Origin of the sequence: Cytobacillus gottheilii (assembly GCF_001636345.1) — a bacterium.
Lineage (GTDB): Bacteria > Bacillota > Bacilli > Bacillales > Cytobacillaceae > Cytobacillus > Cytobacillus gottheilii.
The window spans coordinates 3,206,659-3,231,786 of the sequence record NZ_KV440945.1 but is presented as its reverse complement, the minus strand read 5'-3'; the positions used below and the strand labels follow the sequence as shown (position 1 = coordinate 3,231,786).

Below are 25,128 nucleotides of genomic sequence, written 5' to 3'. Positions count from 1 at the left end.
CTTTTTATGATGATATCTTCTCAATCACCATTCTTTTCCCCGTATTTAATGTAAATTCAAAACGGTCACTTATACCTTCGTAATAGCTAAAATGATGCTGGACACTGCATATATGCTCCTGATTGTCGAATATAATGAAATTAACACCGGATTTTCTGTCTTCATCATGTACAAAAGTTAATTGATTGTAACAGTAGATGCAATCATAAATTGAAAACTGCATGGAATTTAGGGTGGTTACAAATTGGTAAAAAGCATCATCATTTAATTCATCCAGCAGTTTTTCTAATGCAAATACGAGCGATTTTCGAATGCGGACGGTATCTTGATCCCTTAAAAACACTAGCTCATCAGAACAGGCAATCTTTCCTTCACCAGCCAATTTTCCTTTTTTCCACCTTTTATGGCGTGCTAACTCTATTTCCATATGGAGATAATCGTCTAACATAGCTGCCTCATCTGTTTCCCGGTCAAAGAAGATCCATTGATCATTTATATATTCTACATTGCCTTCTGTGAAAGCACGGGTTTGATATTCAATCAATTTTATTCGCTGCTGTTTTTTCATAAACTACCTCCACTTTCATGCTGATTTCAACTTCGCGATTTAAAAAAGCGATGATTAAAGAATAATACGTCAACTTTCTTTCTTGACATCTAATGTCCTTTTTATACCCTTTCAGCTCATGTGATTTCAGCAAAAAAGAATATTTTCGCTGCAGGATTATTGCTTCTTTTAGGCAGATGGTACGCCTTTGCTATAAGGGTTTCACCCTCCTTACCACAAACAACTTCCTTTCATATGCAATAATGTCAGTATCATTTTTTTAAAGGCCCTTAAATAAGCTTAATGTGGAAGATCAACATGGTTTGTAAATTTTGCCCATAATTCAGCATAGGACAATTAACCAATGACCATTTCCTGCATACAATAAATCCATGTGAAAGTGCCCAATTATTCACTTTGAAATTGGGTGAATAGGACAAAGGAATTCGTAAATTTTATTGCCCTGCGAAAACGGCCACCCGAGATTGATACGGACAGAAAGGATGATTATTGCATGTGCGGTATAACAGGCTGGATTGATTTTAACAACAATATAAGTAATCAAACTGAAATCCTTGGAAAAATGACAGAGACACTCTCAAAAAGAGGGCCGGATGATACAAATGTATGGGCAGCTGAGCATGCTGGTTTTGGCCATAAGCGTCTTGTGGTTGTAGATCCAGAAGGCGGCATACAGCCAATGACAATTGAAAAAAGAAATAGCAGCTATACCATCTGCTATAATGGCGAATTATACAATACGGAAGACATCCGAAAAGAACTCCTTATAAAAGGATATTCTTTTAAAGGTCATTCTGATACAGAGGTTTTGCTGACTTCTTATATTGAATGGGGAGAAAATTGCGTTGATCACTTAAATGGGATCTTTGCATTTGCCATCTGGGATGCTAATAAAAATCAGCTCTTTATCGGGAGAGACCGTCTTGGAGTTAAGCCTTTGTTCTATAAAGAAACTTCAGCGGGACTTTTATTTGGTTCAGAGCTAAAGGCGATACTGGCTCATCCAGAAGTGAAAACAGAAATTGATCGGGAAGGACTCTCAGAAGTATTTGGTCTTGGGCCATCAAGATCTCCAGGCTCTGGTGTGTTTAAAGGAATAAAGGAACTTCGGCCAGCACATGCCATGACGGTTACAAAGAAAGGCATAAACATAAAACGCTATTGGAATGTCAAAAGCGCACAGCATACCGATTCGCTTGAAGATACCGCAGGAAGAGTACGAGAGCTGTTTACAGATGCAGTTAAAAGACAGCTTGTATCAGATGTACCTTTATGTACTTTTTTATCGGGAGGATTAGATTCAAGTGCCATCACGGCCATTGCTGCAAAGACATATGAGGCAGAAGGAAAAAAACTTCATACTTACTCAATTGATTATGAGGGCAATGATGTATTTTTCAAAGCAAATGACTTTCAGCCAAATTCAGATGCCGCATTTATTCAGAAAATGACGGAAACATTTAATACTGTGCATCATAGCTCGATCATTACACAAGAGGAGCTTGCAGAACATTTAATCGAAGCTGTACATGTACGAGATTTGCCTGGGATGGCGGATATTGACTCATCACTTCTTTGGTTTTGCCGTGAAATTAAGAAGGATTATACGGTCAGCTTATCTGGTGAATGCGCAGACGAAATTTTCGGCGGCTACCCTTGGTTCCATCGACCAGACGATTTAAGCCGCGAGGGCTTTCCATGGATGAGGTCGATTAATGAGCGTCAAGGGTTATTGAAAGCAGACTTGCAATCAAAATTAAATTTAAAAGATTATACAATTGATAAATACAATCAAGCAATTGCCGAGACTCCTAGACTTGAAGGGGAAAGCGGAATTGATGCAAAGCGCAGAGAGCTTTTCTATATCAATATGATTTACTTTATGACGACGCTGCTTGACCGCAAGGACCGTATGAGTATGGGAGCAAGTCTTGAGGTGCGTGTACCGTTTGCAGATCACCGTCTAGTTGAATATGTCTGGAATATTCCATGGGATATGAAAATGCATGGCAACAGGGAAAAGGGGCTGTTGAGAAAAGCACTAGAGGGCATTCTTCCAGATGAGGTTCTTTATAGGAAGAAGAGTCCTTACCCGAAGACACATAATCCTACTTATACGAACGCGGTACAAAAGATGCTAAGCGAGATTTTAGAAGATCGTTCTTCGGTTCTATATGAGCTTTTTGACGAGAAAAAGCTGAAAAGCATCATTGAAACAAAAGGGGAAGCTTTTAAAGAGCCTTGGTTTGGTCAGCTGATGACAGGACCGCAGCTGCTTGCTCATCTTGCACAAATACACTTCTGGGTAAAAGATTACAATATTAATATAGTTGATTAAGGGTAAACAAAGAGCCAGCATAGGAATGCTGGCTCTTTGTTTATTCTTTTAATAAAAAAATCAATTTACGCACCCTGCTTTGCTGTCACAAAGCCTTTGCTTCTCCAGACACCTGATCTCCAGCGGAAAAGCATGAGAATGCCTCGCAGCCATTCATCAGCAATAAATGCAATCCAAATGCCAGTCAGCCCAAGTCCAAAATGGATTCCGAGCAGATAGGATAGGGTTACGCTTACGCCCCACATGGATAAGATTCCGATATACACAGGGAATTTCACATCTCCAGCCGCACGCAAAGAGTTTATAACGACGAGATTAAATGAGCGTCCAGGCTCTAATATAATCGTCAGCAGGATCAGAAATGCACCAGTTTCAATGATTTCTGGGTTAGATGTGAAAATACCAAGCAGATTCTCGGAAAAGATGGAAAATAAAATGGCTGTACCTAAAGAAATGGCGATCGCTAAACGTAAGCTTTGCATACATCTTTTATAAGCTTCTTCAAATTTGCCTGCACCAATCATATGGCCAATTAAAATTTGTGTACCTTGGCTAATTGCGACACTGAAGAGAAAAATGAACATCATGATGTTTTGTGTGTATACTCGGGCCGTTAATGATTCGGTGCCTAGAGCAGCAATAAAAATCGTAATCACCATTTGGGAAGCATTATAGGACAGCTGTTCACCTGCAGAGGGAATTCCGATTTTTAACAAATTGCGTATATGCTCCTTAGGCAGCTGAAATAGCTTTTTGAAAGGAAGTGCACCGTTTGTTCTTTTAACGAGAACCATAATAGAAACGATTAGACCAATAAATCTGCTGACAGCAGTCGATATGGCAACTCCTTCAACCCCTAATACGGGAAATCCGAAAGGACCAAAAATAAAGAGGTAGTTTCCAACCACATTAAGGATGTTCATCCCGATCGTAATGTACATAATATCTCTTGTAAAACCATAGCTTCTGACTGTTGCACCAATCGTCATAATGACTGCTTGAACAAAGGAAAAACCGCCAACAATAACTAAATAAATATAGGCTTCATCCAGCAGCTCGCTTGGCAGATCCATTAAAAGCAATAAAGGTTTTCCAGTGAAAAACAGCAAAATACTTAATAGGATTCCAAACACAAGATTGGCAGCAAGTGAAACAACAGAAATCTCTCCTGCAGTCTGAAGTCTGTTTGCACCAATGTTTTGAGCAATTAGTATGGCGGTGCCTGTCGCTATAAAACCAAACATGACAATGACCAATGAAAGGATTTGATTAGCCACTCCAACGGCAGCAACAGAATCATCAGAATACTGGGAGAGCATTAATGTATCTGCATTCCCCATAAGCATATGCAAGAGGACTTCAATAAAAATCGGCCATGTTAAAGCAAATAAGGTGAGCTTTTTCTGATTTTGACTCATTCAATTTTCTCCTGACTGTTGACTTAAACTAAATTCCAATTTTAAAGGATGGGATTTGCATGGTCAATAGACAAAATAGAAAAATCAAGTCCTTTCAGTTTCACTTGGAGAGTATCTGCTTCTCCAGCAAAGTCTTCATTACTGTATAAATTGCGGACAAGCTGCCCTTTTAATGAGTAAGGCAATGTGTAAAATACTTCATCATCCGATGCATTCACCAGCACGATCACAGATTTAGAAGTCGTGAATTTCCCAAACGCAACAAGACCAGGGAAGTCTGTTTTTAAAAACTCAAGCTCACCTTCATTTGCAAGAAGCTTTTCCGACTTGCGAAGAGAAATAAGTTTCTGTACATGCGAAAACATATCTCGATCCTGTTTTTCCACATCCCAAATCATACATTTACGGCAGCCAGGGTCCATTTCGCCATTTAAACCAATTTCATCCCCGTAATAAAGGCAAGGGGAGCCGATAAACGTAAATAACAATGTGAAAACTAATTTCACGTGATCCTTACTGTCTCCGCATTCCGTTAAAATTCTTGGAGTATCATGACTGCCGACCAAGTTAAAGGCAGCTGTATTTACGGTTGATGGATAACTATGAAGGACAGCGGTCATATTATCAGCAAATTGCTGGGCTGTAATGGTTTTTGCAGCCAAAAGGTTAAGGACATTGGTAGTGAAAGGATAATTCATAACAGCGTCGAATTGATCACCGCGCAGCCATGGCATTGAATTGTGCCATACTTCTCCTAAAATATATAAATCCGGTTTAACGGTTTTGACAGCCTGCCGAAATTCACGCCAGAATTGATGATCGATTTCATTGGCAACATCTAATCTCCAGCCATCAATATTGAACTCTTCAATCCAGTATTTCGCTACCTTCAATAAGTAGTTTTTTACATCTGCATTTTTAGTGTTCAATTTTGGCATCGCACCAACAAAGGCAAAGGTTTCATAGTTTGGGCGTTCAGCCTTTGTGTCCAGTGGAAAGCTGTGCGGGTGAAACCAGTCTTTATATTGTGATTGGCCCCCGTTTTTTAATACATCCTGAAAAGGAGGGAAGTAGTATCCACTATGATTAAATACAGCATCAAGCATGACACGTATGCCTCGTTTATGGCATTCAGCTACCAGCTTCTTTAATGTCTCCTTTGTGCCAAACTGTGGATCTAAATCAAGATAATCAATGGTATCATATTTATGGTTCGAATATGCCTTAAAGACAGGCGTAAAGTAGATGCCATTAATGCCAAGCTCTACTAAATAATCAAGGTGCTCAATAACACCTTCAAAGTCTCCGCCAAAGAAATTAGCAGGAGTAGGCTCTTCACTTCCCCAAGGCAATGTGCCTTCCGGATCTATTGTCGTATCCCCATTTGCGAATCTCTCAGGAAAAATTTGATACCATACGGTGTCTTTCACCCATGCCGGAGCTTGAAAGACTTCAGATTCATGGAGATAAGGAAAGTTGAAATAATAGCCTGAATCAGCAGGGGGTGTATCATAAAATCCTTTTTCAGTTAGTATCACTGTTTCTTTTTCATTTGTAAGTGCAAAGCCATATCTGCTGCGGCGGTAAGGAGGCGTAATGGCTGCAAGCCAGTAATCATAGTGAAGATCGCTGCCCGCTTTTTTCATTTCTGTTTGTTCGTAAACCCATTTGCCATCTTCCCATATATATTGATCTCCATGGAGCAGACTGACGGACAGAATATCATCCTTTTTTGTGTGAATTTTTATATGTAAGGTCTTATTGTCTGCAGCATACACAAATTGATCTGCAGGGAAATGGATAATCGAGGATTTTTCCATATCTATATCACTCCTTTTAGTGCAATCGGTTGCATTATAACATATTTTCAGAAAGATTCATTATCTATTTTTTTTAGCTCTGCATTAGACGAAAATCCATAAAGAATTTTAGAAGCTTTAAAATATATAGAATGGCATGTAACTGTTGAATATATGCAATAATGGAGCACTAATATGCAAAAAAAAATTATAGGGAATATCTGATTAGCTCAGCATATTTCAATAAGAGCATAAAAAAAATATTGTCAAAACAAAAAAAGCCTGTATAATAAAGATTGAAATTGTGCAATCGTTTTCACTAAGAATTAAACAGATAGTTAGAGTGAAAAGTAAATGGATAAAAAGGTAAGCAATTATTTTTTACAAATGCAATAATAACGCTTACATTTTTGTGCAAACGGTTGTACAATGACAATAGAAACATAACTATTAGGAGGGGGCAATACCATGAAAAAATCATTATCTATTTTTATGATGCTGGTTTTACTATTAGGATTGCTTGCAGCATGTGGTCCAGATCGAGAAGCAAGAGAACAAAGTACAGAAGACGAAAATAATAATACAGAAAATCAAGGTGAAGAGCCAAAACCAGAAAAGCTTGTTGTCTGGGAAGATGTAGATAAAGGCATTGCCTTAGAACCTGCCATTGAGTCATTTGAAGAAGAATATGGCATTGAAGTAGAATACGTTGAATTAAATATGGCCGACAAGATTCGTGATCAATTAAGATTAGATGGTCCGGCTGGAAATGCTCCAGACGTTGTTACTCTACCTCATGATCAAATTGGTCAGGTAGTAACAGAAGGTCTTCTGCAGGAAATCCAAGTAGAAGATGCGGTTTTAGATACATTCAGCGAGTCATCCATTTCTGCTCAAATGTTTGACGGCAAATTATATGGACTTCCAAAGTCAACTGAAACACCAGTATTTATCTATAATAAAGCATTAATGGATCAAGCGCCTGAGACAATGGATGAGTTATACGAGCAGGCAAAAGAGCTTACGAGCGGTGATCAATATGGCTTTATCGCAGTATTAGATGATTTCTATATGGCTCATGGCTATCTTGCCGGAATGGGCGGATATGTATTTAAAGACAATGAAGGTGCATTAGACCGTAATGACATTGGTTTAAATAATGAAGGTGCAATTGCTGGCGCTGAGTTCATTCAAAAATGGTATGCTGACGGATTATTCCCAAGCGGAATTATCGGTGAGACAGGCGGAGCGGCTAGAGACGGATTATTTAACGAAGGAAATGCTGCTTCTGTCATGAATGGCCCTTGGGCACTTCAAGGAATGAAGGACGCTGGAATTGATGTTGGGGTTGCTCCGATGCCGAAGCTTCCAAATGGAGAGCCTGTAAAAACATTTATGGGTGTTAAAGGCTGGCATGTAACACAATTCACGAAAAACCCATACTGGTCTACAAAATTTGTTGAGCATATTACAAACGAAGAGAATGCAAAAACTCGCTTTGAATTAACACAAGAAATTCCACCGGTGAAATCACTAATCGATGATCCGATTATTGCGGAAAATGAGGCTGCAAAAGCTGTTGCAGAACAATCTCAATATGCAATTCCAATGCCAAACATTCCTGAAATGGGAGAAGTTTGGTCACCAATGGCATCTGCACTGCAGACAATTGCTACTGGTAAATCTGATCCAAAAGCGGCTTTAGATGAAGCTGTTGAAACAATTAAAACGAATATTGAAACAAACCATCCAGGCAACTAATTAATAAAAGAATCTAGAACACATAAAATAGCGGCAATGCTCTCAAATAGAGTATTGCCCTATGCTTAGATTAAACTGATACAATCATGATGCGGCAAGACCCTTGCCGCTTTTAAATTATAATAAACTTTCTCTTTCATAGAGGAGGAGGGATGTACCAATGACCGAACATACTATTAAAACTAACCATGGCAGAAATGCTGCACTGCTGTCGATTTTACCAGGCATAGGGCAGTTTTATAATAAACAATACTTAAAGGGAATCATCTTTCTCATTTTAACGGCTTCCTTCTTTATTGCCTTTACAGATACATTATCGTGGGGGTTTTGGGGCCTGTTAACACTAGGTGAAATTCCGAATCTAGATCATTCCATATTCTTATTGATTGATGGAATTATAGCTCTCATTGTAACAGCTTTAGGTCTCGTTATTTACGCATTTAATATTTATGATGCCTTAAGCAATGGAAGAAAACGGGATGAAGGCAGAAAGTTAAATAGCGTAAAAGAACAGTATCATAATTTACTTGATAGCGGTTTTCCATATTTAATGATTTCTCCGGGATTTTTTCTTTTAGTCTTTGTTGTTATTTTCCCAATTCTTTTCGTTATCTTACTTTCCTTTACAAATTACGATTTATATCATTCACCGCCGGCTAAGCTTGTTGATTGGATCGGTGTTCAAAACTTTATTGATATCTTCAAGCTGGATCTTTGGAGAGAAACATTCATTGGTGTATTTGGCTGGACGATTGTATGGACTTTTGGAGCAACTACATTGCAGGTTGCACTTGGTATCTTCCTGGCAATCTTAGTCAATCAAAAGGATTTAAAAGGAAAAGCCATTATTAGAACGGTATTAATTTTACCTTGGGCAGTACCATCCTTTATTTCGATCCTAATATTCTCAGGAATGTTTAACGAATCATTTGGTGTCATTAATCGTACCCTGCTTGATGCAATCGGCATTGGAGCAATCCCATGGATGACAGAGGAAGGCTGGACAAGGCTTGCCCTTATTTTCATTCAGTCCTGGCTTGGATTCCCATTCATTTTTGCCATGACAACAGGTGTTCTTCAGTCTATACCAGATGAACTCTACGAGGCAGCAACTGTAGACGGGGCATCCATGCTGCAGAAGTTCAGAAAGATTACCTTACCGCTTGTGTTATTTGCGACAGCGCCAATCATTATTACACAGTACACGTTTAACTTTAACAACTTTAATGTTATCTTCCTCTTTAATGGCGGAGGACCTGCACTTCCAGGGCAAAATGCCGGGGGATCGGATATTTTAATTTCATGGATCTATAAATTGACCATGACATCTGCTCAATATGGGAAAGCAGCAGCTATTACGATGATTCTATCTTTAATTGTTATAAGTATCGCCTTATGGCAATTCAAACAAACAAAATCATTTAAAGAAGAGGATATGATGTAGCTATGAGTATGAAAAAAAATAAAATCGTTCGCTTAACTGTATCCTATTTAATTATTGCGTTTGTGGTATTAATTGTTATTTACCCCCTTCTTTGGGTAATTGGTTCATCTTTTAATCCGGGGCAGAGTTTATCAGGAAGCAAAATGTTTCCTGAAAATCCAACTCTAGATCACTATCGATATTTGTTTGATATGGAAGAATCGAATTATGTGAAATGGTATCTTAACTCTCTGAAAATTAGTGTCATGACAATGATCTTAACCGTCATTACTGTTTCATTGACAGCTTATTCTTTCTCAAGATACCGTTTTGTCGGCAGAAAAAATGGTTTGCTTACGTTTTTAATCTTACAGATGATTCCTAACTTTGCAGCTCTTATTGCTATTTTCGTTCTTGCAACAAGAACAGGTTTAATTGATACACATCTTGGATTAATTCTTGTATATGTTGGCGGTCAAATACCAATGAACACTTGGCTGATGAAAGGATATTTGGATACGATTCCGAAAGAGCTTGATGAATCAGCACGCATGGATGGAGCAAGTCACTTTAGAGTCTTTTTCCAAATCATTATGCCGCTTGCAAAACCCATTGTGGCAGTTGTGGCGTTATTTTCATTCATTGCACCATTTGGTGATTTCATTCTTGCGAGAATTATTCTTAGAACAGATGAAAAGTTCACGATGGCAGTTGGGTTATATGAGATGGTAGCAAAACAGTTTGGTAATGAATTTACAAAATTTGCAGCTGGTTCTGTGCTGATCGCGATCCCAATCGCAATTCTTTTCTTGTTTTTCCAAAAATATTTTGTATCTGGTTTGACGGCTGGGGGAACAAAAGGCTAATCTTAAAGGGCTGAACAATTTACAAGCAATACTTTGCTTGAAACTGAAGGAGGAGCGGCGATGAAATTCAGAGTATGGACTCTCATCTTAATCCCGTTTCTTCTTTTTTGCGCCCTACCGGTAGGAGCAGTTGAAAAAGAAGAGCGTAGCTGGCAAGATGAAACAATTTATTTTTTAATGATTGATCGCTTTAGCAATGGAGATAACTCCAATGACTTTAAAGTGAATGTAAAGGATCCTAAAGCTTACCACGGCGGTGATTTTCAAGGTGTGATGGATGAGCTTGATTATATTCAAGAAATGGGGTTTACAGCTATTTGGCTGACTCCTGTTTTTGATAATCAGGATATGGGCTATCACGGATATTGGATTAATGATTTTTATAATACCGAAGAGCATTTTGGAACGATGGATGAGTTTAAAGAACTTGTAAAAGAAGCACACAAGCGTGATATAAAAGTGATTCTTGATTTTGTTGTCAATCACACCGGAACAGAGCATGAATTTGCTCAAGACCCCGAGAAAGCAGACTGGTTCCATGAAAAGAAGGAAATTACGAACTGGTCAGATCAAGAAGAGCTTGAAAATGGCTGGATTTACGGACTTCCTGACTTAAATCAAGAAAATCCTGAAGTGAGAGATTACTTAATTGATGCAGCAAAATGGTGGATTACTGAAACAGATATCGATGGCTATCGCCTAGATACGGTTAAGCATGTTCCGAAAGCGTTTTGGACTGAATTTTCCAAAGAAGTGAAAAGTGTAAAAGACAATTTTTATTTACTTGGAGAAGTTTGGGCTGAAGATCCTGAATATATAGCAGATTATGCTGAAACGGGTATTGATGGATTTGTAGATTATCCCTTAAATGACCATTTAAGAACTGCATTTGCAGAACCAGATCAGTCCCTGCACTGGCTATTTCAGACTTGGGAAAATAATAAACAAATATATGAACAGCCATATCTATTAGGAACGTTTATGGACAACCATGATACTGCCCGGTTTACGAGAGATGCAATTCTTAAAAATCAGCATCCTGGGCCGAGATGGAGGATGGCTCTTTCCTATCTGTACACTGTGCCTGGAATACCGATTGTTTATTATGGAAGTGAAATTGCCTTAGATGGCGGAGAAGATCCAGATAACCGCAAGCAAATGGACTTCCGCACGGACAAAGAGTTAATCGAGTATATAACAAAGCTAGGCGAGGTACGCAATGAACTGCCATCTTTAACTAGAGGTTCAATGGAATTATTAAACGAAGACCAGGGGATGGCTCTGTATAAAAGAGTTTATGAAGATGAAACAAGTATAGTAGCATTAAATAATACATCTAAAACTCAAACTGTCGTATTAACAGAAGAGGATATACCTGCTGACATGGAATTAAGGGGTCTTTTAAATGGCGACCTTGTCCGAAGTGATAATGATGGAAATTATACGATTGTAACAGATCGTGAAGAAGCTGAGGTTTATGTATTAGCAGAAAAAACGGGCATTAATTTTACACATATAGCCATTATGGTTGGAATTATTGTGGCGTTTATTGCTTTTTTAATTATTGTCAAAAAAAGATCAAAACAAAACGAACCCGAAACAAATTAAAATACGGTTTTAATATATGAGAGTATGAGATCAATGCTGTTGATCATAAGGCAAAACGTAGTAGGAGATGATGGTCATGGCAGTTACGATTAAGGATGTTGCAAAACTCGCAAATGTAGCACCGTCGACCGTTTCCAGAGTAATTGCAAATAACCCTCGCATTAGTGAAAAAACAAAGAAAAAAGTAAAAGAAGCGATGAGACAGTTAGGATATCATCCTAACTTTATTGCCAGAAGTCTCGCAAGCCAGTCAACACAGGCAATTGGTCTTGTGATGCCAAGCTCAGCAGATATTGTTTTTCAAAATCCCTTCTTCTCTACAGTCCTAAGAGGTCTTAGTGAAGGTGCCCATGTAAAGCATTATGCCCTTCATATGACAACAGGCAAGACAGATGAGGAAATTTTTGACGGAGTTATGCAAATGGTGCAAGGTGGCCGGGTAGATGGAGTGATCCTGTTATATTCCAAGGTCGAGGATAAAATTCAGTCCTACTTGCGTGAACGGAATTTCCCTTTTGTTGTAATTGGAAAACCATTTAAAAATGTAGAAGAAATAACTCATGTGGATAATGATAATTTCCGTGCTGCAAAGGATGTAACAGAGTACTTAATCAAGCTTGGCCATCAGCAAATTGCTTTTGTCGGCGGAAGCTTAAATATGGTTGTCACAGTTGAACGTCTTCTAGGCTATGAAAAGGCCATCAGAGAAGCAGGAATTCCCCTTGTTAATGAATATATTGTCCATGAGCAATTTTTGCGGGAGGGCGGTCAGGAAGCGATACGAGGTTTGCTTTCATTAGAACGCCCGCCGACTGCCTTAGTGGTCTCGGATGATTTGATGGCGTTAGGGGTGTTAAATACACTTAACGAGATTGGACTGGCAGTACCTGAGGATATGTCTATTATTAGCTTTAACAATGTTATTATTGCAGAGATGTCGCGGCCGCCGCTAACATCGGTTGATATTAATATTTTCGATTTAGGCTTTGAGGCATCAAGGAGTCTTATTCAATTGATTGAGAACCCAAAAGAGCCTGTAAAACGAATTATCATTCCGCATCAAATTGTTGAGAGATCAACTTGTGCTGCACCGAACTTGGGATAAAGCAAAAAAACACAGAGAATCTCTGTGTTTTTTTGTTTTCCTCTTTTATCCGTTAAGCACTTTTCCGCCATTTACATGAATCATTTGTCCGCTGACATAAGTGGAGTCATCAGATGCTAAGTAAACATAGCTTGGTGCGAGCTCAAATGGCTGTCCAGGACGACCAAGCGGCGTATCTTGTCCAAAGGTCGAAACATTTTTCTCATCAAATGTAGATGGTATTAATGGTGTCCAAATTGGACCTGGTGCTACTCCGTTTACGCGGATGCCTTGTCCTGCCAGTGAAGCGGATAACGAACGCGTGAACGATACAATGGCTCCTTTTGTGGATGAATAATCGATAAGAAGTTCATTGCCGGCATATGCCGTAACCGATGCTGTGTTAATGATGGAGCTCCCTTTTTGTAAGTGAGGAAGTACAGCCTTCGTTAAATAGAAAAATGAAAAAATGTTGGTTCTGAATGTTTTTTCAAGCTGTTCGGACGTAATATCCAAAAGACTCTTTTGCGGATGCTGTTCTGCAGCATTGTTGACAAGAATATCAATTTTCGAGAACTGATCCAATGTCTTTTTCACTACTTCCTTACAAAATTCTTCTTTTCCAATATCCCCGGAAATCAAGAGACATTGCTGCCCTTCCGCTTCAATCGCAGTTTTTGCGTCTTCTGCATCTTTATGCTCGTCCAAATAAACGATTGCTACATCTGCACCTTCTTTAGCAAAATAAATAGCAGCCGATTTCCCGATTCCGCTGTCTCCTCCAGTAATAAGAGCGACTTTTCCTTTCAGTTTTCCAGAGCCTCGATAGTCCGGATCGACATAAATAGGTTCAGGCTTCATTTTATCTTCTACACCAGGCTGCTCGTTTTGATGCTGTGCCGGTACACTTGTTGGAATATTAAGCTTATCGTTTGTCATGTTAAATACCTCCAAATAATAACTGTGATATATAATACATTCCAACTTAGTATCAGAAAAAAACATGGGAATTATTAGCAAAAAATAAATCGTTCTAAAAAAAGGCGAAAAGACAAAAAATTGAGTTTATAATGAAAATAAGAAAAACCTTAGATCTATAAAGGCGGGGAAAAGATTTGATTACAATTAGAAAAGCTGTGTTAGAAGATGCTAAAGGCATTATTGAACATTGTAAACTAGTGTTTGAAGAAACTGACTTTTTGTTAACAGAGCCAGAGGAATATGAAATGACCATTGAAAAGGAACAGAAATGGATATTGAATAACTCATATCCGAAGCACCTGCTGCTTGTAGCTGAAAATGAAGCAGGAGAAATTATCGGGATGCTGAACTTTTCGCCAAAAGAAAGAATGAAGGTTCGTCATATAGGCTATTTTGGCATCTCCATTCAAGCAAAATACTGCAATGGCGGACTTGGTTCTGCACTCATTGAGGAATTACTTCATTGGGCAAAAAAAGAGCCTGGAATTGAGAAGGTATGCTTAGAGGTCTTTTCCCATAATGATAGAGCTTATTATTTATATAAGAAGCTTGGTTTTAAGGAAGAAGGAAGAAAAATTAAACACATTAAAACGAGTGATGGTCATTATCATGACGAAATTATGATGTATCAATTTGTGAAGTGAGAACCGATGGCAGGCAGCAGGGGGGCATACATACTCTACTGCCCCCCAAAAAAAAGCAGCCAATGGCTGCTTCATAAGTGAACCTTTATCTGTAATTAACAAATTGTACGTCTACTGTTAGATCTGCGTCCTTAACGGCTGAAATGATTTGCTGCAGGTCATCACGGTTTTTGCCTGTGACACGAACCTGGTCATCCTGAACCTGGCTTTTTACTTTTAGACCGCTGTTTTTTATCAGTGTGTTAATCTTTTTGGCATTATCTTTGTCAATGCCCTGAATCAGCTTTGCCCGCTGTCTGACCGTACCGCCTGAAGCTCCCTCAATTTTGCTGTAGTCGAGGTTGCGGATAGGAATGCCTCTTTTAATCATTTTACTGATTACAACATCCTTCAATTGCTCCAGCTTGTACTCATCATCTGAGACGAGCACTAATTCCTCTTTATCAAGTTTTACATCACTTTTGCTGCCTTTAAAATCATATCGTGTTGAAATCTCTTTCATCGCAATATTAATGGCATTTGTTACTTCTGAAAAATCTACCTTTGATACAATATCAAATGAACTTTCCTTTGACATACTATTCCTCCTTGCTCTTAGAAAAAACCATAATTTCTACGGCTGCAGTTATAATAAATGATAACGCTTGATAGAAGAAGATTCACTTTCTATTCTTATTATAGTAAAATATAGCAAGCCAAACAACTTTAGGAGGAATATGATGGCTTTACATGATTTTATTGGACGTATTACGAAATTAACCGTTTCAAGAAAAGCGGATTTTGGATATTTTTTAACAGATGGAGAAGAAGATGTACTTGTACATAATAATGAATTGCTAGAAGAACTTGAGCTGGATCAAGAAGTAGATGTCTTTTTATATATAGACTCTCAAAATAGAATTGCTGCAACAACGATCTTGCCGGAAATTACGGTTGGCACATATGGCTGGGCAAAGGTCAGCGATGTAAAACCCGGGATCGGTGTCTTTATAAACATTGGCATTCAAAAGGATATGCTGCTTGGTGAAGAGGATTTGCCAGTGCATGAAAGTGTTTGGCCGGAAGTGGATGATCTGCTGTACATTACACTTCGAGTCAACAAGAATTATCGGATCTATGTGAAAACAGCCACTGATCCAGTGATTACAGATATCTCTGTAAAAGCAGAGGCAAGTGATTTCAATAAAAACATTCATGGACATATTTACCGAACAGCAAAAGTGGGCAGCTGGATTTATACAGCCGAGGGCTTTAAAGGATTTATTCATGAATCACAGAGAAAAAGAGAGCCGCGTTTAGGAGAAAAGGTAGAAGGAAGAGTCATTGATATAAAAGACGATGGCACCATTAATGTTTCATTGATTCCGCGAAAACAAGAAGCACTGGACGATGATTCACAGGTTATACTATCTTATTTAGTGTCACGCGGCGGAGCGATGCCATATTGGGATAAAAGTGCTCCCGAAGATATTAATGACCGTTTTGGGCTTAGTAAAGCTTCATTTAAAAGAGCGCTTGGCAGGTTAATGAAAGAGGGACGTGTCTATCAGGAAGAAGGATGGACATATGTTAAAAAGGAAAATAACGAGCCAAGCTAAGCTGGCTCGTTATTTCTTTGCTGAATGATTACATAAAACAAGGGAAGAAGTCTTATTGCCGGTAACTTATAAATGATCCGTTTTCTTCGAATACTGGTGTTTGCCTGCTTTACGGTTTTTTTCACGCATCATGTTTTTTTCATGGCGAAGGGCATTGTTGTCTTTTGCTTTCTTGTCATTATCTGAAGTATGCGGCATAAATAAAATACCCCTTTCATTCTTATCATAAGGTTTAGGATCTGAGGAATCGTAACCTCAAAGAAGATCTTCATCTTATTGTTTGTCAGAATAAAAGGAGTATGTATAGATTGTATTGCCAATAATGGAACCATGCCTTCTGCTTAATGAGCAGCAGGAAGTTTGTTTAGAAAGAAAATAGCGATTGTGCCTGAGCCGGTATGAGAACCAATAGCAGAGCCAATTGAGGAAATATAAACATTTCTGACATTCAGTTCCTGTTTCATCATCTCTTTTATTTCAGAGACCATTTCTTCGTTATCAGCATGGCTAATCCCAATTACTTGCTGATGTAGAGAATCGCCGCGCTCATTCATAACCTCGATGATTCGGCGCATCAGTTTTTTCTTGCCGCGCAGTTTTTCAATTGGAACCAACTTTCCATCTTCGACATTTAGAAGAGGTTTAATATTCAGCAATCCGCCTAAAAAAGCAGAGGCTTTTGAAACTCTTCCGCCTTTTGCTAAATACTCTAAGTCATCAACTGTGAATAAATGCTCCATTTGTTCACAGTGGAATTTTACCGCTTCTTCGATTTCGGAAAAGGATTTGCCTGTCTTAGAGAGCTTAACCGCTTCCATAACGACTAATCCGGCTCCTAATGATGCACATTTAGAATCAACAATTTTTAGGTTAAAATCAGGAAAGTTTTCTTTTACTTGCTCGAGCATCATTACTGCGGTTTGATATGTACCAGATAATTCAGAAGAAAAGGCAATATAAATTCCATCTTCACCATTCTTAGCCATATTCGTGAAGACTTCTTCAAATAAAAGCGGAGATACTTGAGAAGTTTTTGGTACATTACCTAAGCGGATGGCTTCATAAATTTTTGTAGAGTCGATGGTAAGCAAATCTTCGTATTCCTGACCATCTAAATGGACTTTTAATGGGAAAAGTGTGACATCGTTTTCCTTAAAGAAACTTAAGGGCAAATCACACGCACTGTCAGCTAGTATTTTGACTGACATCTTCTTCACCTGCTTTCGAAACTATATGTATTCAGTTTAATGAATTTATCAGAAAAAGACAATGAATAGTATTCAAAACAGCATGATTGGGGAAACGTTTAAATATAACATTCTAGGAGGTAACTATGGTTTGGCTTGAAACAAAAAAAATTATTATCGTTTTAGCGGGGGCTTTGTTAAATGCCATTGCTATGAATTTCTTTTTAATACCGGCAAATGTTTATGCAAGCGGTTTTGCAGGGGTAGCGCAGCTGTTATCTGGAATGCTTGGCAGCTTTGCTTCAACAGGTATCTTATTGTTTATACTGAATATCCCGGTAACGATCTTAGCGTGGAAAAAGGTAGGCAAATCGTTTACCGTGTATAGTTTTATCAGTGTTTTCTCAATGTCACTTTTTCTTGAGTTGATTCCGATCATCCATTTATCAGGAGATATTCTGTTAAATGCTGTATTTGGAGGTGTTATAGCCGCTGTAGGAGTGGGAATAACACTTAAGTGGGGTGCTTCAACAGGCGGGATGGACATTATCGCAATGGTCCTTTCCAGACTGAAAGATAAGCCAGTCGGTACATATTTCTTTACATTAAATGCCATCATTATTATTACAGCAGGAGTTTTATATGGCTGGGAAAAAGCATTGTACACACTTGTTACTTTATATGCTTCAACAAGGGTGATCGATACGATCCACACTAGACATGAAAAATTAACAGCTATGATTATCACCAAAAAACAGGATGAAATGAAGAAAGCTATACATGATCGGCTTGTAAGGGGAATTACCATTATTCCTGCCAAAGGGGCATTTACAAACGAAACAAGAGAAATGCTTATGATTGTTATCACACGTTACGAGCTTTTTGATCTCGAACGGATTATTAAAGAAGTTGATCCGAATGCATTTACAAATGTTGTTCAAACAGCAGGAATTTTTGGCTTTTTCCGTAAAGATTAAACCACTTAAAGGAGTGTTTAGATGTTAAATCTCTGGATTGGCGCGGCCATGATGTTAAGTTTGAATGCAGGAACTAGTGAGAATATACGGTTTGATGTAAATCCTTCCATTGATAATGGCGAAGTTGTTATGGATTTAAAGCTCGAAAATATTGGGGACGAAACGGTCAATTTCGATTTTCATTCATCACAGAAATATGAAATTGAAATTTCCGATGAAGCTGGCAATGAAATTTATACGTATTCAAAAGGAAAATCCTTTTTACAGGTTCTTCAGAATCTTGCTTTAACTCCCGGGGAAAGCAAGCATTGGACTGAAAAGTGGAACTTTCAAAAAGAGGGGAAAGAACTGAATCCCGGTACCTACAAAATTACGGCAGCACTTACAGGAAGACAGCTTAAAGAGGGTGCTGGACCACTGACAGCGCAATCACAATTTACTATAGCAGAAAAGAATGCGATCAATGTCCAAACAGTAGGAGAAAATGGCATCTATAAGGTCACTGGGGAAGTGAAAGATTCGGCAGAGGACCTATATTATACGGTTGAAGATGGGCATCATGTTTACCAAAAGGAACAAAAGGTGCACATAAAGGATGAGCAATTTGAAATCAACATAGAAATTGCCGAAAGTAAATTGCCTAACCACGCAACACTGATGCTAAATTTATATAAAAAAGGTGAGGATGAAGAAATCAGTTCAACACAACCGATCGTGCTGGAACGGTTTAATCATTAACCACATATAGAAATGATTAAAGGATCGGGCAATGGTATTTCGCCCGATCCTTCTGTTATTGAGTACTGTATTGATCTAGCTTTGCCTGCAATTCAGCAAGTTGTGCCTGCTCTGCTCTAGTACTGTTTGCATAAGCGGAGCTAAGTGCATTTTTAGCATGTGAAATCGCTTCTTGCTTTCCAGCTGAATTCGCATTTTCTGCTATTTCAACATATCGCTGTGCTTCTTGAAATAATCTGTTGCCCATTTTTATATTCCTCCGTAGGAAGATTCTTTCACATTTTTAACTTGTTCAGCTTCTGCCTCAGCTTCAGCATATGTCATGTGATAAGGGATACGCTCATCATGCTTAGATACAGTATCTACTCCTTGCTGTACAAAGCGTTTTGATTTATTACGTTTGCCCATTAGAATCCCCTCCGAATCATTTTAGAAGCTAAAATCATGCTTCAAAAGATAGTATATGCTCTTTTCCTTTTTTCAATAGGGTACATGTTGGGCAAAGATGAAATTTTGTACAATGCTGAAACGAAGCAATTTTTTTAACGAATACAGTAAAAAAACAGCCTTGAACAAAATGGTTCGAAGGCTGTTTATCCTGCATATTTTTAAAGTGCTTTTAAGTTCAGCAAGTCATTTAAGTAGACAGCAACGCCGTCCTCTTCATTTGATAAAGTGATATCCTTGGCAATCGTCTTCACTTGATCAATGCCATTTCCCATTGCTACTCCATAACGGGCGTATTCGAGCATTTCGAGATCATTGTCTTCATCACCGAACGCAATGATTCGATCTTGAGGGATCTGCAGATAATCAGCCGCTTTTTTGAGGCCTACTGCTTTATTGAGACCATGTTTAATGATTTCAATAACATGAAACGGTGCTGCCCAGCTGCGATGATCAATCACTTCAGCATGCACATCGGATAAATGCTGACGGATCGTGTCTACATGTTCCTCATCTGTGTGGATCAGCATACTTGTAGGAGAGTCTTTTAAGAAATTACGCAAATCTCCAGTTGTTACTTGCGGATTGCCCATATGAAAGATCTCAATAAGCTTTTCATCATGATAATGGAAATACACTTCGTCGATTACTTCTGCAATAATATTATGGAAAGTAAAATCGCTGCAAGCTTCAACAATATCCTTTGCAACATCTACAGAAAGAGGAGAGTGGAAAGCACCCCATTCTGATTTTTTGGGATGATGCACAAATGCGCCATTAAAGTTTACAATTGGTGTAGTAAGGTTCAGTTCATGATAATATATTTCACTGGAACGATATGGTCTGCCGGTTGAAATCATGACTTCATGGCCAAGTTCACGTGCTTTTTGCAGAACCATCTTAGTCTTATCAGAAATCGTCTTGTCATCTTTTAGTAGTGTGCCGTCTAAGTCTAATGCGATCAAATGTTTTTCTGCCATAGTATCTCCTTTAACATATGTATAAATTTTTTAGGCTAAATGTTTTGGTGTGAAATTTAAACATGATAAACTACTTATCGAAGACTTTTTTTATAACGCTTTAAGTAAGTAGAGAAAGATCATTTTAAGCAAAATAAGCTTATATTTATTTTCCTTTCTTACTATGTTACCAATTTTATTATAGATTTGTAAAAGAAATTACTTTTTACATTATTTTTAGATAATCTTAACACTTCGGGGGAATGAAAATTGATTTGCGTCGAGCACAGAGAAATCAGCACGATCCCTGCATTACATGTAGTTAAGCAGGATCTTGCACAAAAACAATTGCCGCTTGTATTTTTTATACATGGCTTTACAAGTGCAAAGGAACACAATTTACATTATGCATACTTGCTTGCTGAAGAAGGATACAGAGTTATTTTGCCTGATGTTCTTTATCATGGCGAGCGGCACAAGGGATATTGCGAAGCAGAACTAAGTCTGCGCTTTTGGGAAGTAGTTTTACATACAATAGGTGAATTAAATATTCTTAAAGATGAATTAGAACATGAAGGACTAATTGATTTAAACAGAATTGGGCTTGCAGGCACATCTATGGGCGGCATTATAACACTTGGTGCTCTCAGTACGTATCAGTGGATTAAAGCTGCTGTCAGTTTAATGGGCATGCCATATTATGAAAAATTTGCTGAAATGCAAATTACGCACCTTAAACAAAAGGGTGTAAATATACCGCTCAGTGAAGCAGAGATTGCACAGCTATTTTCTCAAATTAAAGAATTTGATTTAAGTGGACAGCCTGAAAAGCTGAATGGCAGACCGCTATTATTTTGGCATGGAGTTAAGGATCAGACAGTTCCATATGCACCAGCTCATCAATTTTTTGAATCCTTGCTGCCAATGTACGGCAGTTTTCCGGAAAAACTTCAATTTATTACAGATCAAAGGGCAGGCCATAAGGTGAGCAGAGAAGGGTTGCTTGCAACCGTAGATTGGTTTAAAAAATTCGTGTAAAATCATATTCAAATTGTAAGATTGTCAATTTCTTTCGTGATTTGGTATGATGAAGGCAAAGATGTCCAAAGGAGTGTGTCATAAAGTGGATAATGAATTAAAAGAGAGTATAATGGGTGCCCTCGAGCTTGTTGTGGACCCAGAACTTGGTATAGATATTGTCAATTTAGGTTTAGTATATGATGTAAATCTAGATGAAAGCGGAACAGCAACGGTTGATATGACTTTAACATCGATGGGCTGCCCGCTGGCAGGAACCATTGTTGATCAAGTAAAAGCAGCATTGGCTGATATTCCTGAAGTAAAAGAAACAGAAGTAAATATTGTTTGGAATCCGCCTTGGACAAAGGATAAAATGTCCAGATATGCAAAGATTGCTTTAGGTGTTCGTGACTAATGATGAAGAATAAAGTCATTTTAGTTAGCTCAGATCAGCTTGGAAAAGGTGAGAAGGAACTGGGAGAAACGGTACTGGAGACTTTTTTTACACTGATTAAGCAGAGAGATGACCTTCCTAAAGCGGTGTTTTGTATGAACAGCGGTGTTTTTACCTTAACGGAAAGCTCTTATGTTTCAGTGCATTTAAAGGAGCTTGAAGCAAAAGGAGTAGACGTGCTGGCATGCAAGACATGTGTAGATTATTATGACCTCGAAAATCAGCTAATTGCCGGAAGGATTAGCGGCATGCCGCATTTCATTGAATTGGCTGCTGAGTATGAGGTTATAACGATATCTTAAAAAGTAAAAAACAGGGGCTTATCAGAGTCCCTGTTTTTTATACTTTTAGAGAGGTAAAGTGCAACTGTACGTTTCAGCAAGCTTTTATTCAATATTGCAATAAACAGCAGGACATTGTTCACAGCCGATTTCTGTTTTCAAGTAATGCAGATTATGAACGGTAATTTTACCCTTCTTAATGGATATGATGTGATCCTTTTTCAATTCATTTAATATACGGTTTGTGCTTTCTCTTGAAGTTGCACAAAACTTTGCTAATTCCTGATTGGTTAATGGCAAGTCAATTAAAATACTGCCATCAACATTTGTAATGCCATAGCTATTTGTCATTCGGATAAGTGTTGAATACAAAGCACCCTTTTTGCCATTTAAAACAAGATCCCTGAACTTTGTTTGTGTTCGGCGAAAATGATCACTCATCCATTTCATATACTCGAAAGCAAGGTCACTGTTGCGAAACAGTTCATTCTCAAGGGTATCACTGCTGACCACAGCAATTTCTCCTTCTTCTAGAACTAACGCACTTAATAAATAGGTAGGAGAGTCAGTGAACAAGGTCAACTCACCGCACAGATCATTTTCTCCGCATATTCTAAGGGCCAGTTCTCTTCCATCTGCCGTAATCTTGCTGATCTGAATTCGGCCAGACTTAATGATGTATAGTTCTTTTGCAGGCATACCTTCTTGAAAAAGGAATTCCCCTTTTTTACTATGAAATGTTCTATAAGCTAATTTTAAAAGTTCTTTAATTTCTATGGAATGAGTAGCTTTAACCGTTTGAGGCATAATAATAAACCGCCTTTATTATAAAATATCAAATCGATCTGGCTCGTCTTATACTTTTTCTTAGCTGGTCAAGTCGCATCCGCTTTTCTTATTATAACGGTTGTTAATTTGTAAAGCTGTGAAAGCTTTATGAAATCATGAAAAATGGCGTGTTTGGATGATGATTTTGGATAAATTATGACAGCATCATGACAATTATGAGGTTTTTCACCTTTTCTAATAAATTTATGTTGTAATAACAATAGGAAAAGTATCAGATAGAGCAGCATAGTTTGTGAAATCCGCTATTGTAATCAGCAATTGTGTGAATTATTCGGTGAACATCAGCCTGAATATATTATGCAATCATGGAGTTGACTAGAATGACAAAAACAATCATAAAGGATCAGTTAAAAAGACCTTTACGTGATTTAAGAATATCTGTAATAGATCGCTGTAATTTTCGCTGCACATATTGTATGCCTGCAGATATATTTGGACCTGACTTTGCCTTCCTGCCCCGGAGTGAATTATTAACCTATGAAGAGATTGACCGTCTTGCGAGAATATTTGTTGATCTTGGGGTAGAAAAAATAAGGTTAACTGGCGGGGAGCCGCTTATGAGGAAGGATCTTCCTGTTCTTGTGGGAATGCTTTCAAAAATTGAAGGGCTAAACGATATTGGGCTGACAACTAATGCCGTTTTGCTGCCGAAATATGCAGAGTCTTTAAAGCATGCAGGACTTAAGAGAGTAAATATCAGTCTGGATAGCCTGAAGGACGAACTTTTTGGAGAAATCAATGGCCGGGGAGTAGGAATAAAACCCGTCTTAAAAGGGATAACTTCTGCAAAAGAAGCCGGATTAGGTGTAAAAATCAATATGGTTGTAAAAAAAGGCTTAAACGACGAAGAAATTGTACCTATGGCAAAGTTTTGTAAGGAAGAGGGACTTCAGCTTCGCTTTATTGAATACATGGATGTTGGAAGCACAAATGGATGGAAAATGGACGATGTTGTGACCAAACAAGAAATATTTAATCTTTTAAGTGAACATTTCTTGTTGGACCCAGTTGATCCTGATTATTTTGGAGAAGTAGCAAAGCGATATCGATATAAAGATAAAAATGTGGATGTAGGTTTTATTACTTCTGTATCTGAATCATTCTGTTCAAGCTGCACACGCTCAAGATTATCTGCGAATGGACAGATTTTTACTTGTTTATTTAATGGCAATGGCCACGACTTGAAGGAATTCATGAGAGCTGGTGCCAGTGATGAAGAGATACGTCAGCGCATTATTTCTATTTGGGATGGACGAAGAGACAGATATTCCGATGAAAGAACGGCAGAAACAGCAGCTAATCGCAAAAAAATAGAAATGTCCTATATCGGCGGATAGACGGCAATAAGACTGAAGATAATGCAATAAGAAAAGAGGGGATTCCATCAATGGAAATCCCCTCACTTTTTATTATGAATATCTTGGAAATAAAATATTGTTTTCAAGATGAATATGCATAAATGTCTGTTCTTCTAGCCTTTCAAGACGTTTGTAAACAAGCCGGTATGTTCCGCAAGCATCATGAGGAGGCGTGAAGTTGGATGTAACTGAGCGTAGCTCCGCTAAAATCTGACCAACCTCTTTATGTTCGTCTATTAAGGATTGCAACTGATCTGCAGGATTTCCTTCGTTTTGTTCCAGTTGAATAAGAATAGGAAAGACTTCTTGCTCTTCCTTTTCCGTGTGTTCAAGCAATTCTTTTTTTAATGCGTAAAATAGCTCATAGACTCTTTTTAATTCAGGTTTACGATCTCCATGCACACGGGAAACTTTTGTTACATAAGGGCTTAGTGCCGGAAGCTCCTCCTTTAGCTCAGCATGATAATATTCCTGAATATGCTGAATTAATTGCTCAGAGCTCGAATTTGTCCAAATATCAGGCTGATCCTGTTTGTTTTGCTCGTTTTGTACAGATTCATGTAATTCACTCATCAGCTGCTGCAGTGATATTGCTTTATTCTCAACTGCATGTAGTAAGGAATTGTTGCCTCCGCAGCAAAAATCGATCTGATAGCGTTTAAATATATCACTTGTCCTTGGGTATTCATTCACAATTTCTTTTACAATGCTTTCTTCATTTAATACAATCATTTGTGTATCCTCCTTGATATGGGGTATTTTTAGTTTAC

The 25,128-nt window shown here is 38.2% G+C and carries 26 protein-coding genes; 14 read left to right on the top strand and 12 right to left on the bottom strand.

Annotated elements, in window-relative coordinates:
• Positions 1–4 precede the first annotated feature (4 nt).
• A complete protein-coding gene (locus tag A6754_RS15580) occupies positions 5–568 on the bottom strand; it encodes a DUF2777 domain-containing protein (RefSeq protein ID WP_066447676.1) in 564 nt (187 codons plus the stop codon).
• Positions 569–1,061: 493 nt separating this feature from the next.
• Between A6754_RS15580 and asnB the strand changes: the two genes are divergently transcribed.
• Entirely contained in the window at positions 1,062–2,906 is a 1,845-nt protein-coding gene (asnB, locus tag A6754_RS15575; RefSeq protein ID WP_066447674.1) for an asparagine synthase (glutamine-hydrolyzing), read from the top strand.
• Between the two features lie 65 nt (positions 2,907–2,971).
• Here the strand turns inward: asnB and A6754_RS15570 are convergent, their stop codons facing one another.
• Positions 2,972–4,324, bottom strand: a complete 1,353-nt coding sequence (locus tag A6754_RS15570) for an MATE family efflux transporter (RefSeq protein ID WP_066447671.1) — start codon at positions 4,322–4,324, stop codon at positions 2,972–2,974.
• Positions 4,325–4,365: 41 nt separating this feature from the next.
• Positions 4,366–6,144: a glycoside hydrolase family 13 protein gene (locus A6754_RS15565; RefSeq protein ID WP_066447668.1), complete on the bottom strand. Its 1,779-nt coding sequence runs from the start codon at positions 6,142–6,144 to the stop codon at positions 4,366–4,368.
• 447 nt (positions 6,145–6,591) lie between these two features.
• Between A6754_RS15565 and A6754_RS15560 the strand changes: the two genes are divergently transcribed.
• The 5 genes from A6754_RS15560 to A6754_RS15540 all read left to right on the top strand — a co-directional run bounded on the left by A6754_RS15560 (position 6,592) and on the right by A6754_RS15540 (position 12,886).
• Entirely contained in the window at positions 6,592–7,884 is a 1,293-nt protein-coding gene (locus A6754_RS15560; RefSeq protein ID WP_066447664.1) for an extracellular solute-binding protein, read from the top strand.
• A 160-nt stretch (positions 7,885–8,044) separates the two neighbouring features.
• A complete protein-coding gene (locus A6754_RS15555) occupies positions 8,045–9,328 on the top strand; it encodes a carbohydrate ABC transporter permease (RefSeq protein ID WP_066447662.1) in 1,284 nt (427 codons plus the stop codon).
• A 2-nt stretch (positions 9,329–9,330) separates the two neighbouring features.
• Complete coding sequence (locus A6754_RS15550) at positions 9,331–10,173, top strand: sugar ABC transporter permease (RefSeq protein ID WP_066447660.1); 843 nt, start codon at positions 9,331–9,333, stop codon at positions 10,171–10,173.
• A 60-nt stretch (positions 10,174–10,233) separates the two neighbouring features.
• Entirely contained in the window at positions 10,234–11,781 is a 1,548-nt protein-coding gene (locus tag A6754_RS15545) for an alpha-amylase family glycosyl hydrolase (RefSeq protein ID WP_066447658.1), read from the top strand.
• Positions 11,782–11,857: 76 nt separating this feature from the next.
• On the top strand, positions 11,858–12,886 hold the full coding sequence (locus tag A6754_RS15540; protein ID WP_066447655.1) for a LacI family DNA-binding transcriptional regulator: 1,029 nt from the start codon (positions 11,858–11,860) through the stop codon (positions 12,884–12,886).
• Between the two features lie 45 nt (positions 12,887–12,931).
• On the opposite strand, the gene A6754_RS15535 is transcribed toward A6754_RS15540, so the two are convergent.
• Positions 12,932–13,804 (bottom strand): SDR family oxidoreductase, encoded by an 873-nt coding sequence (locus A6754_RS15535; RefSeq protein WP_066447652.1) that lies wholly within the window; start codon positions 13,802–13,804, stop codon positions 12,932–12,934.
• Positions 13,805–13,980: 176 nt separating this feature from the next.
• Here A6754_RS15535 and A6754_RS15530 point away from each other — a divergent pair, with 176 nt between their 5' ends.
• Positions 13,981–14,490: a GNAT family N-acetyltransferase gene (locus A6754_RS15530; RefSeq protein WP_156495809.1), complete on the top strand. Its 510-nt coding sequence runs from the start codon at positions 13,981–13,983 to the stop codon at positions 14,488–14,490.
• Positions 14,491–14,575: 85 nt separating this feature from the next.
• Here the strand turns inward: A6754_RS15530 and A6754_RS15525 are convergent, their stop codons facing one another.
• Entirely contained in the window at positions 14,576–15,067 is a 492-nt protein-coding gene (locus tag A6754_RS15525; protein WP_066447649.1) for a YajQ family cyclic di-GMP-binding protein, read from the bottom strand.
• A 142-nt stretch (positions 15,068–15,209) separates the two neighbouring features.
• Between A6754_RS15525 and A6754_RS15520 the strand changes: the two genes are divergently transcribed.
• On the top strand, positions 15,210–16,088 hold the full coding sequence (locus A6754_RS15520) for a CvfB family protein (RefSeq protein WP_066447646.1): 879 nt from the start codon (positions 15,210–15,212) through the stop codon (positions 16,086–16,088).
• Positions 16,089–16,154: 66 nt separating this feature from the next.
• Here A6754_RS15520 and A6754_RS22450 read toward each other — a convergent pair whose 3' ends face one another.
• On the bottom strand, positions 16,155–16,286 hold the full coding sequence (locus A6754_RS22450; protein ID WP_075981472.1) for a DUF3941 domain-containing protein: 132 nt from the start codon (positions 16,284–16,286) through the stop codon (positions 16,155–16,157).
• Positions 16,287–16,429: 143 nt separating this feature from the next.
• Positions 16,430–17,296, bottom strand: a complete 867-nt coding sequence (locus A6754_RS15515; protein ID WP_066447644.1) for a DegV family protein — start codon at positions 17,294–17,296, stop codon at positions 16,430–16,432.
• Between the two features lie 125 nt (positions 17,297–17,421).
• On the opposite strand from A6754_RS15515, the gene A6754_RS15510 reads away from it, so the two are divergent.
• The gene (locus A6754_RS15510; RefSeq protein ID WP_066447642.1) at positions 17,422–18,252 is read left to right on the top strand and encodes a YitT family protein; all 831 of its coding nucleotides are present in this window, start codon (positions 17,422–17,424) and stop codon (positions 18,250–18,252) included.
• Positions 18,253–18,273: 21 nt separating this feature from the next.
• Entirely contained in the window at positions 18,274–18,990 is a 717-nt protein-coding gene (locus tag A6754_RS15505; protein ID WP_066447640.1) for a BsuPI-related putative proteinase inhibitor, read from the top strand.
• A gap of 55 nt (positions 18,991–19,045) precedes the next feature.
• Here the strand turns inward: A6754_RS15505 and A6754_RS15500 are convergent, their stop codons facing one another.
• From A6754_RS15500 to A6754_RS15495, 3 genes are all read right to left on the bottom strand, one after another.
• Positions 19,046–19,237: a DUF3813 domain-containing protein gene (locus tag A6754_RS15500; RefSeq protein WP_066447637.1), complete on the bottom strand. Its 192-nt coding sequence runs from the start codon at positions 19,235–19,237 to the stop codon at positions 19,046–19,048.
• A gap of 2 nt (positions 19,238–19,239) precedes the next feature.
• Complete coding sequence (locus tag A6754_RS23035) at positions 19,240–19,398, bottom strand: hypothetical protein (RefSeq protein ID WP_180320236.1); 159 nt, start codon at positions 19,396–19,398, stop codon at positions 19,240–19,242.
• Positions 19,399–19,598: 200 nt separating this feature from the next.
• Entirely contained in the window at positions 19,599–20,417 is an 819-nt protein-coding gene (locus tag A6754_RS15495) for a Cof-type HAD-IIB family hydrolase (RefSeq protein WP_066447634.1), read from the bottom strand.
• Positions 20,418–20,666: 249 nt separating this feature from the next.
• Between A6754_RS15495 and A6754_RS15490 the strand changes: the two genes are divergently transcribed.
• The 3 genes from A6754_RS15490 (at position 20,667) to A6754_RS15480 (ending at position 22,172) form a co-directional block, all read left to right on the top strand.
• A complete protein-coding gene (locus tag A6754_RS15490; protein ID WP_066447631.1) occupies positions 20,667–21,434 on the top strand; it encodes an alpha/beta fold hydrolase in 768 nt (255 codons plus the stop codon).
• Between the two features lie 85 nt (positions 21,435–21,519).
• Positions 21,520–21,831 (top strand): metal-sulfur cluster assembly factor, encoded by a 312-nt coding sequence (locus A6754_RS15485; protein WP_066447629.1) that lies wholly within the window; start codon positions 21,520–21,522, stop codon positions 21,829–21,831.
• Between the two features lie 2 nt (positions 21,832–21,833).
• Positions 21,834–22,172 carry a DsrE family protein gene (locus tag A6754_RS15480; protein WP_066451664.1) on the top strand — a complete coding sequence of 113 codons (339 nt, stop codon included), beginning with the start codon at positions 21,834–21,836 and terminating at the stop codon, positions 22,170–22,172.
• Between the two features lie 84 nt (positions 22,173–22,256).
• Here A6754_RS15480 and A6754_RS15475 read toward each other — a convergent pair whose 3' ends face one another.
• On the bottom strand, positions 22,257–22,958 hold the full coding sequence (locus A6754_RS15475; RefSeq protein WP_066447621.1) for a Crp/Fnr family transcriptional regulator: 702 nt from the start codon (positions 22,956–22,958) through the stop codon (positions 22,257–22,259).
• Between the two features lie 362 nt (positions 22,959–23,320).
• On the opposite strand from A6754_RS15475, the gene moaA reads away from it, so the two are divergent.
• Positions 23,321–24,337, top strand: a complete 1,017-nt coding sequence (gene moaA, locus A6754_RS15470; RefSeq protein WP_066447620.1) for a GTP 3',8-cyclase MoaA — start codon at positions 23,321–23,323, stop codon at positions 24,335–24,337.
• Between the two features lie 72 nt (positions 24,338–24,409).
• Here the strand turns inward: moaA and ric are convergent, their stop codons facing one another.
• Complete coding sequence (ric, locus tag A6754_RS15465) at positions 24,410–25,090, bottom strand: iron-sulfur cluster repair di-iron protein (RefSeq protein ID WP_066447618.1); 681 nt, start codon at positions 25,088–25,090, stop codon at positions 24,410–24,412.
• Positions 25,091–25,128: the final 38 nt, after the last annotated feature.

What these genes read in the sequence shown, in the direction of transcription:
- A6754_RS15570 (WP_066447671.1), bottom strand. Translation starts at nt 4,324, where the DNA reads ATGAGTCAAAATCAGAAAAAGCTCACCTTATTTGCTTTAACATGGCCG.
- A6754_RS15580 (WP_066447676.1), bottom strand. Translation starts at nt 568, where the DNA reads ATGAAAAAACAGCAGCGAATAAAATTGATTGAATATCAAACCCGTGCT.
- A6754_RS22450 (WP_075981472.1), bottom strand. Translation starts at nt 16,286, where the DNA reads ATGCCGCATACTTCAGATAATGACAAGAAAGCAAAAGACAACAATGCC.
- A6754_RS15535 (WP_066447652.1), bottom strand. Translation starts at nt 13,804, where the DNA reads ATGACAAACGATAAGCTTAATATTCCAACAAGTGTACCGGCACAGCAT.
- A6754_RS15480 (WP_066451664.1), top strand. Translation starts at nt 21,834, where the DNA reads ATGAAGAATAAAGTCATTTTAGTTAGCTCAGATCAGCTTGGAAAAGGT.
- ric (WP_066447618.1), bottom strand. Translation starts at nt 25,090, where the DNA reads ATGATTGTATTAAATGAAGAAAGCATTGTAAAAGAAATTGTGAATGAA.
- A6754_RS15495 (WP_066447634.1), bottom strand. Translation starts at nt 20,417, where the DNA reads ATGGCAGAAAAACATTTGATCGCATTAGACTTAGACGGCACACTACTA.
- moaA (WP_066447620.1), top strand. Translation starts at nt 23,321, where the DNA reads ATGACAAAAACAATCATAAAGGATCAGTTAAAAAGACCTTTACGTGAT.
- A6754_RS15475 (WP_066447621.1), bottom strand. Translation starts at nt 22,958, where the DNA reads ATGCCTCAAACGGTTAAAGCTACTCATTCCATAGAAATTAAAGAACTT.
- A6754_RS15510 (WP_066447642.1), top strand. Translation starts at nt 17,422, where the DNA reads ATGGTTTGGCTTGAAACAAAAAAAATTATTATCGTTTTAGCGGGGGCT.
- A6754_RS15565 (WP_066447668.1), bottom strand. Translation starts at nt 6,144, where the DNA reads ATGGAAAAATCCTCGATTATCCATTTCCCTGCAGATCAATTTGTGTAT.
- A6754_RS15500 (WP_066447637.1), bottom strand. Translation starts at nt 19,237, where the DNA reads ATGGGCAACAGATTATTTCAAGAAGCACAGCGATATGTTGAAATAGCA.
- A6754_RS15550 (WP_066447660.1), top strand. Translation starts at nt 9,331, where the DNA reads ATGAGTATGAAAAAAAATAAAATCGTTCGCTTAACTGTATCCTATTTA.
- A6754_RS15560 (WP_066447664.1), top strand. Translation starts at nt 6,592, where the DNA reads ATGAAAAAATCATTATCTATTTTTATGATGCTGGTTTTACTATTAGGA.
- A6754_RS15515 (WP_066447644.1), bottom strand. Translation starts at nt 17,296, where the DNA reads ATGTCAGTCAAAATACTAGCTGACAGTGCGTGTGATTTGCCCTTAAGT.
- asnB (WP_066447674.1), top strand. Translation starts at nt 1,062, where the DNA reads ATGTGCGGTATAACAGGCTGGATTGATTTTAACAACAATATAAGTAAT.
- A6754_RS15505 (WP_066447640.1), top strand. Translation starts at nt 18,274, where the DNA reads ATGTTAAATCTCTGGATTGGCGCGGCCATGATGTTAAGTTTGAATGCA.
- A6754_RS15540 (WP_066447655.1), top strand. Translation starts at nt 11,858, where the DNA reads ATGGCAGTTACGATTAAGGATGTTGCAAAACTCGCAAATGTAGCACCG.
- A6754_RS15545 (WP_066447658.1), top strand. Translation starts at nt 10,234, where the DNA reads ATGAAATTCAGAGTATGGACTCTCATCTTAATCCCGTTTCTTCTTTTT.
- A6754_RS15520 (WP_066447646.1), top strand. Translation starts at nt 15,210, where the DNA reads ATGGCTTTACATGATTTTATTGGACGTATTACGAAATTAACCGTTTCA.
- A6754_RS15525 (WP_066447649.1), bottom strand. Translation starts at nt 15,067, where the DNA reads ATGTCAAAGGAAAGTTCATTTGATATTGTATCAAAGGTAGATTTTTCA.
- A6754_RS15555 (WP_066447662.1), top strand. Translation starts at nt 8,045, where the DNA reads ATGACCGAACATACTATTAAAACTAACCATGGCAGAAATGCTGCACTG.
- A6754_RS23035 (WP_180320236.1), bottom strand. Translation starts at nt 19,398, where the DNA reads ATGGGCAAACGTAATAAATCAAAACGCTTTGTACAGCAAGGAGTAGAT.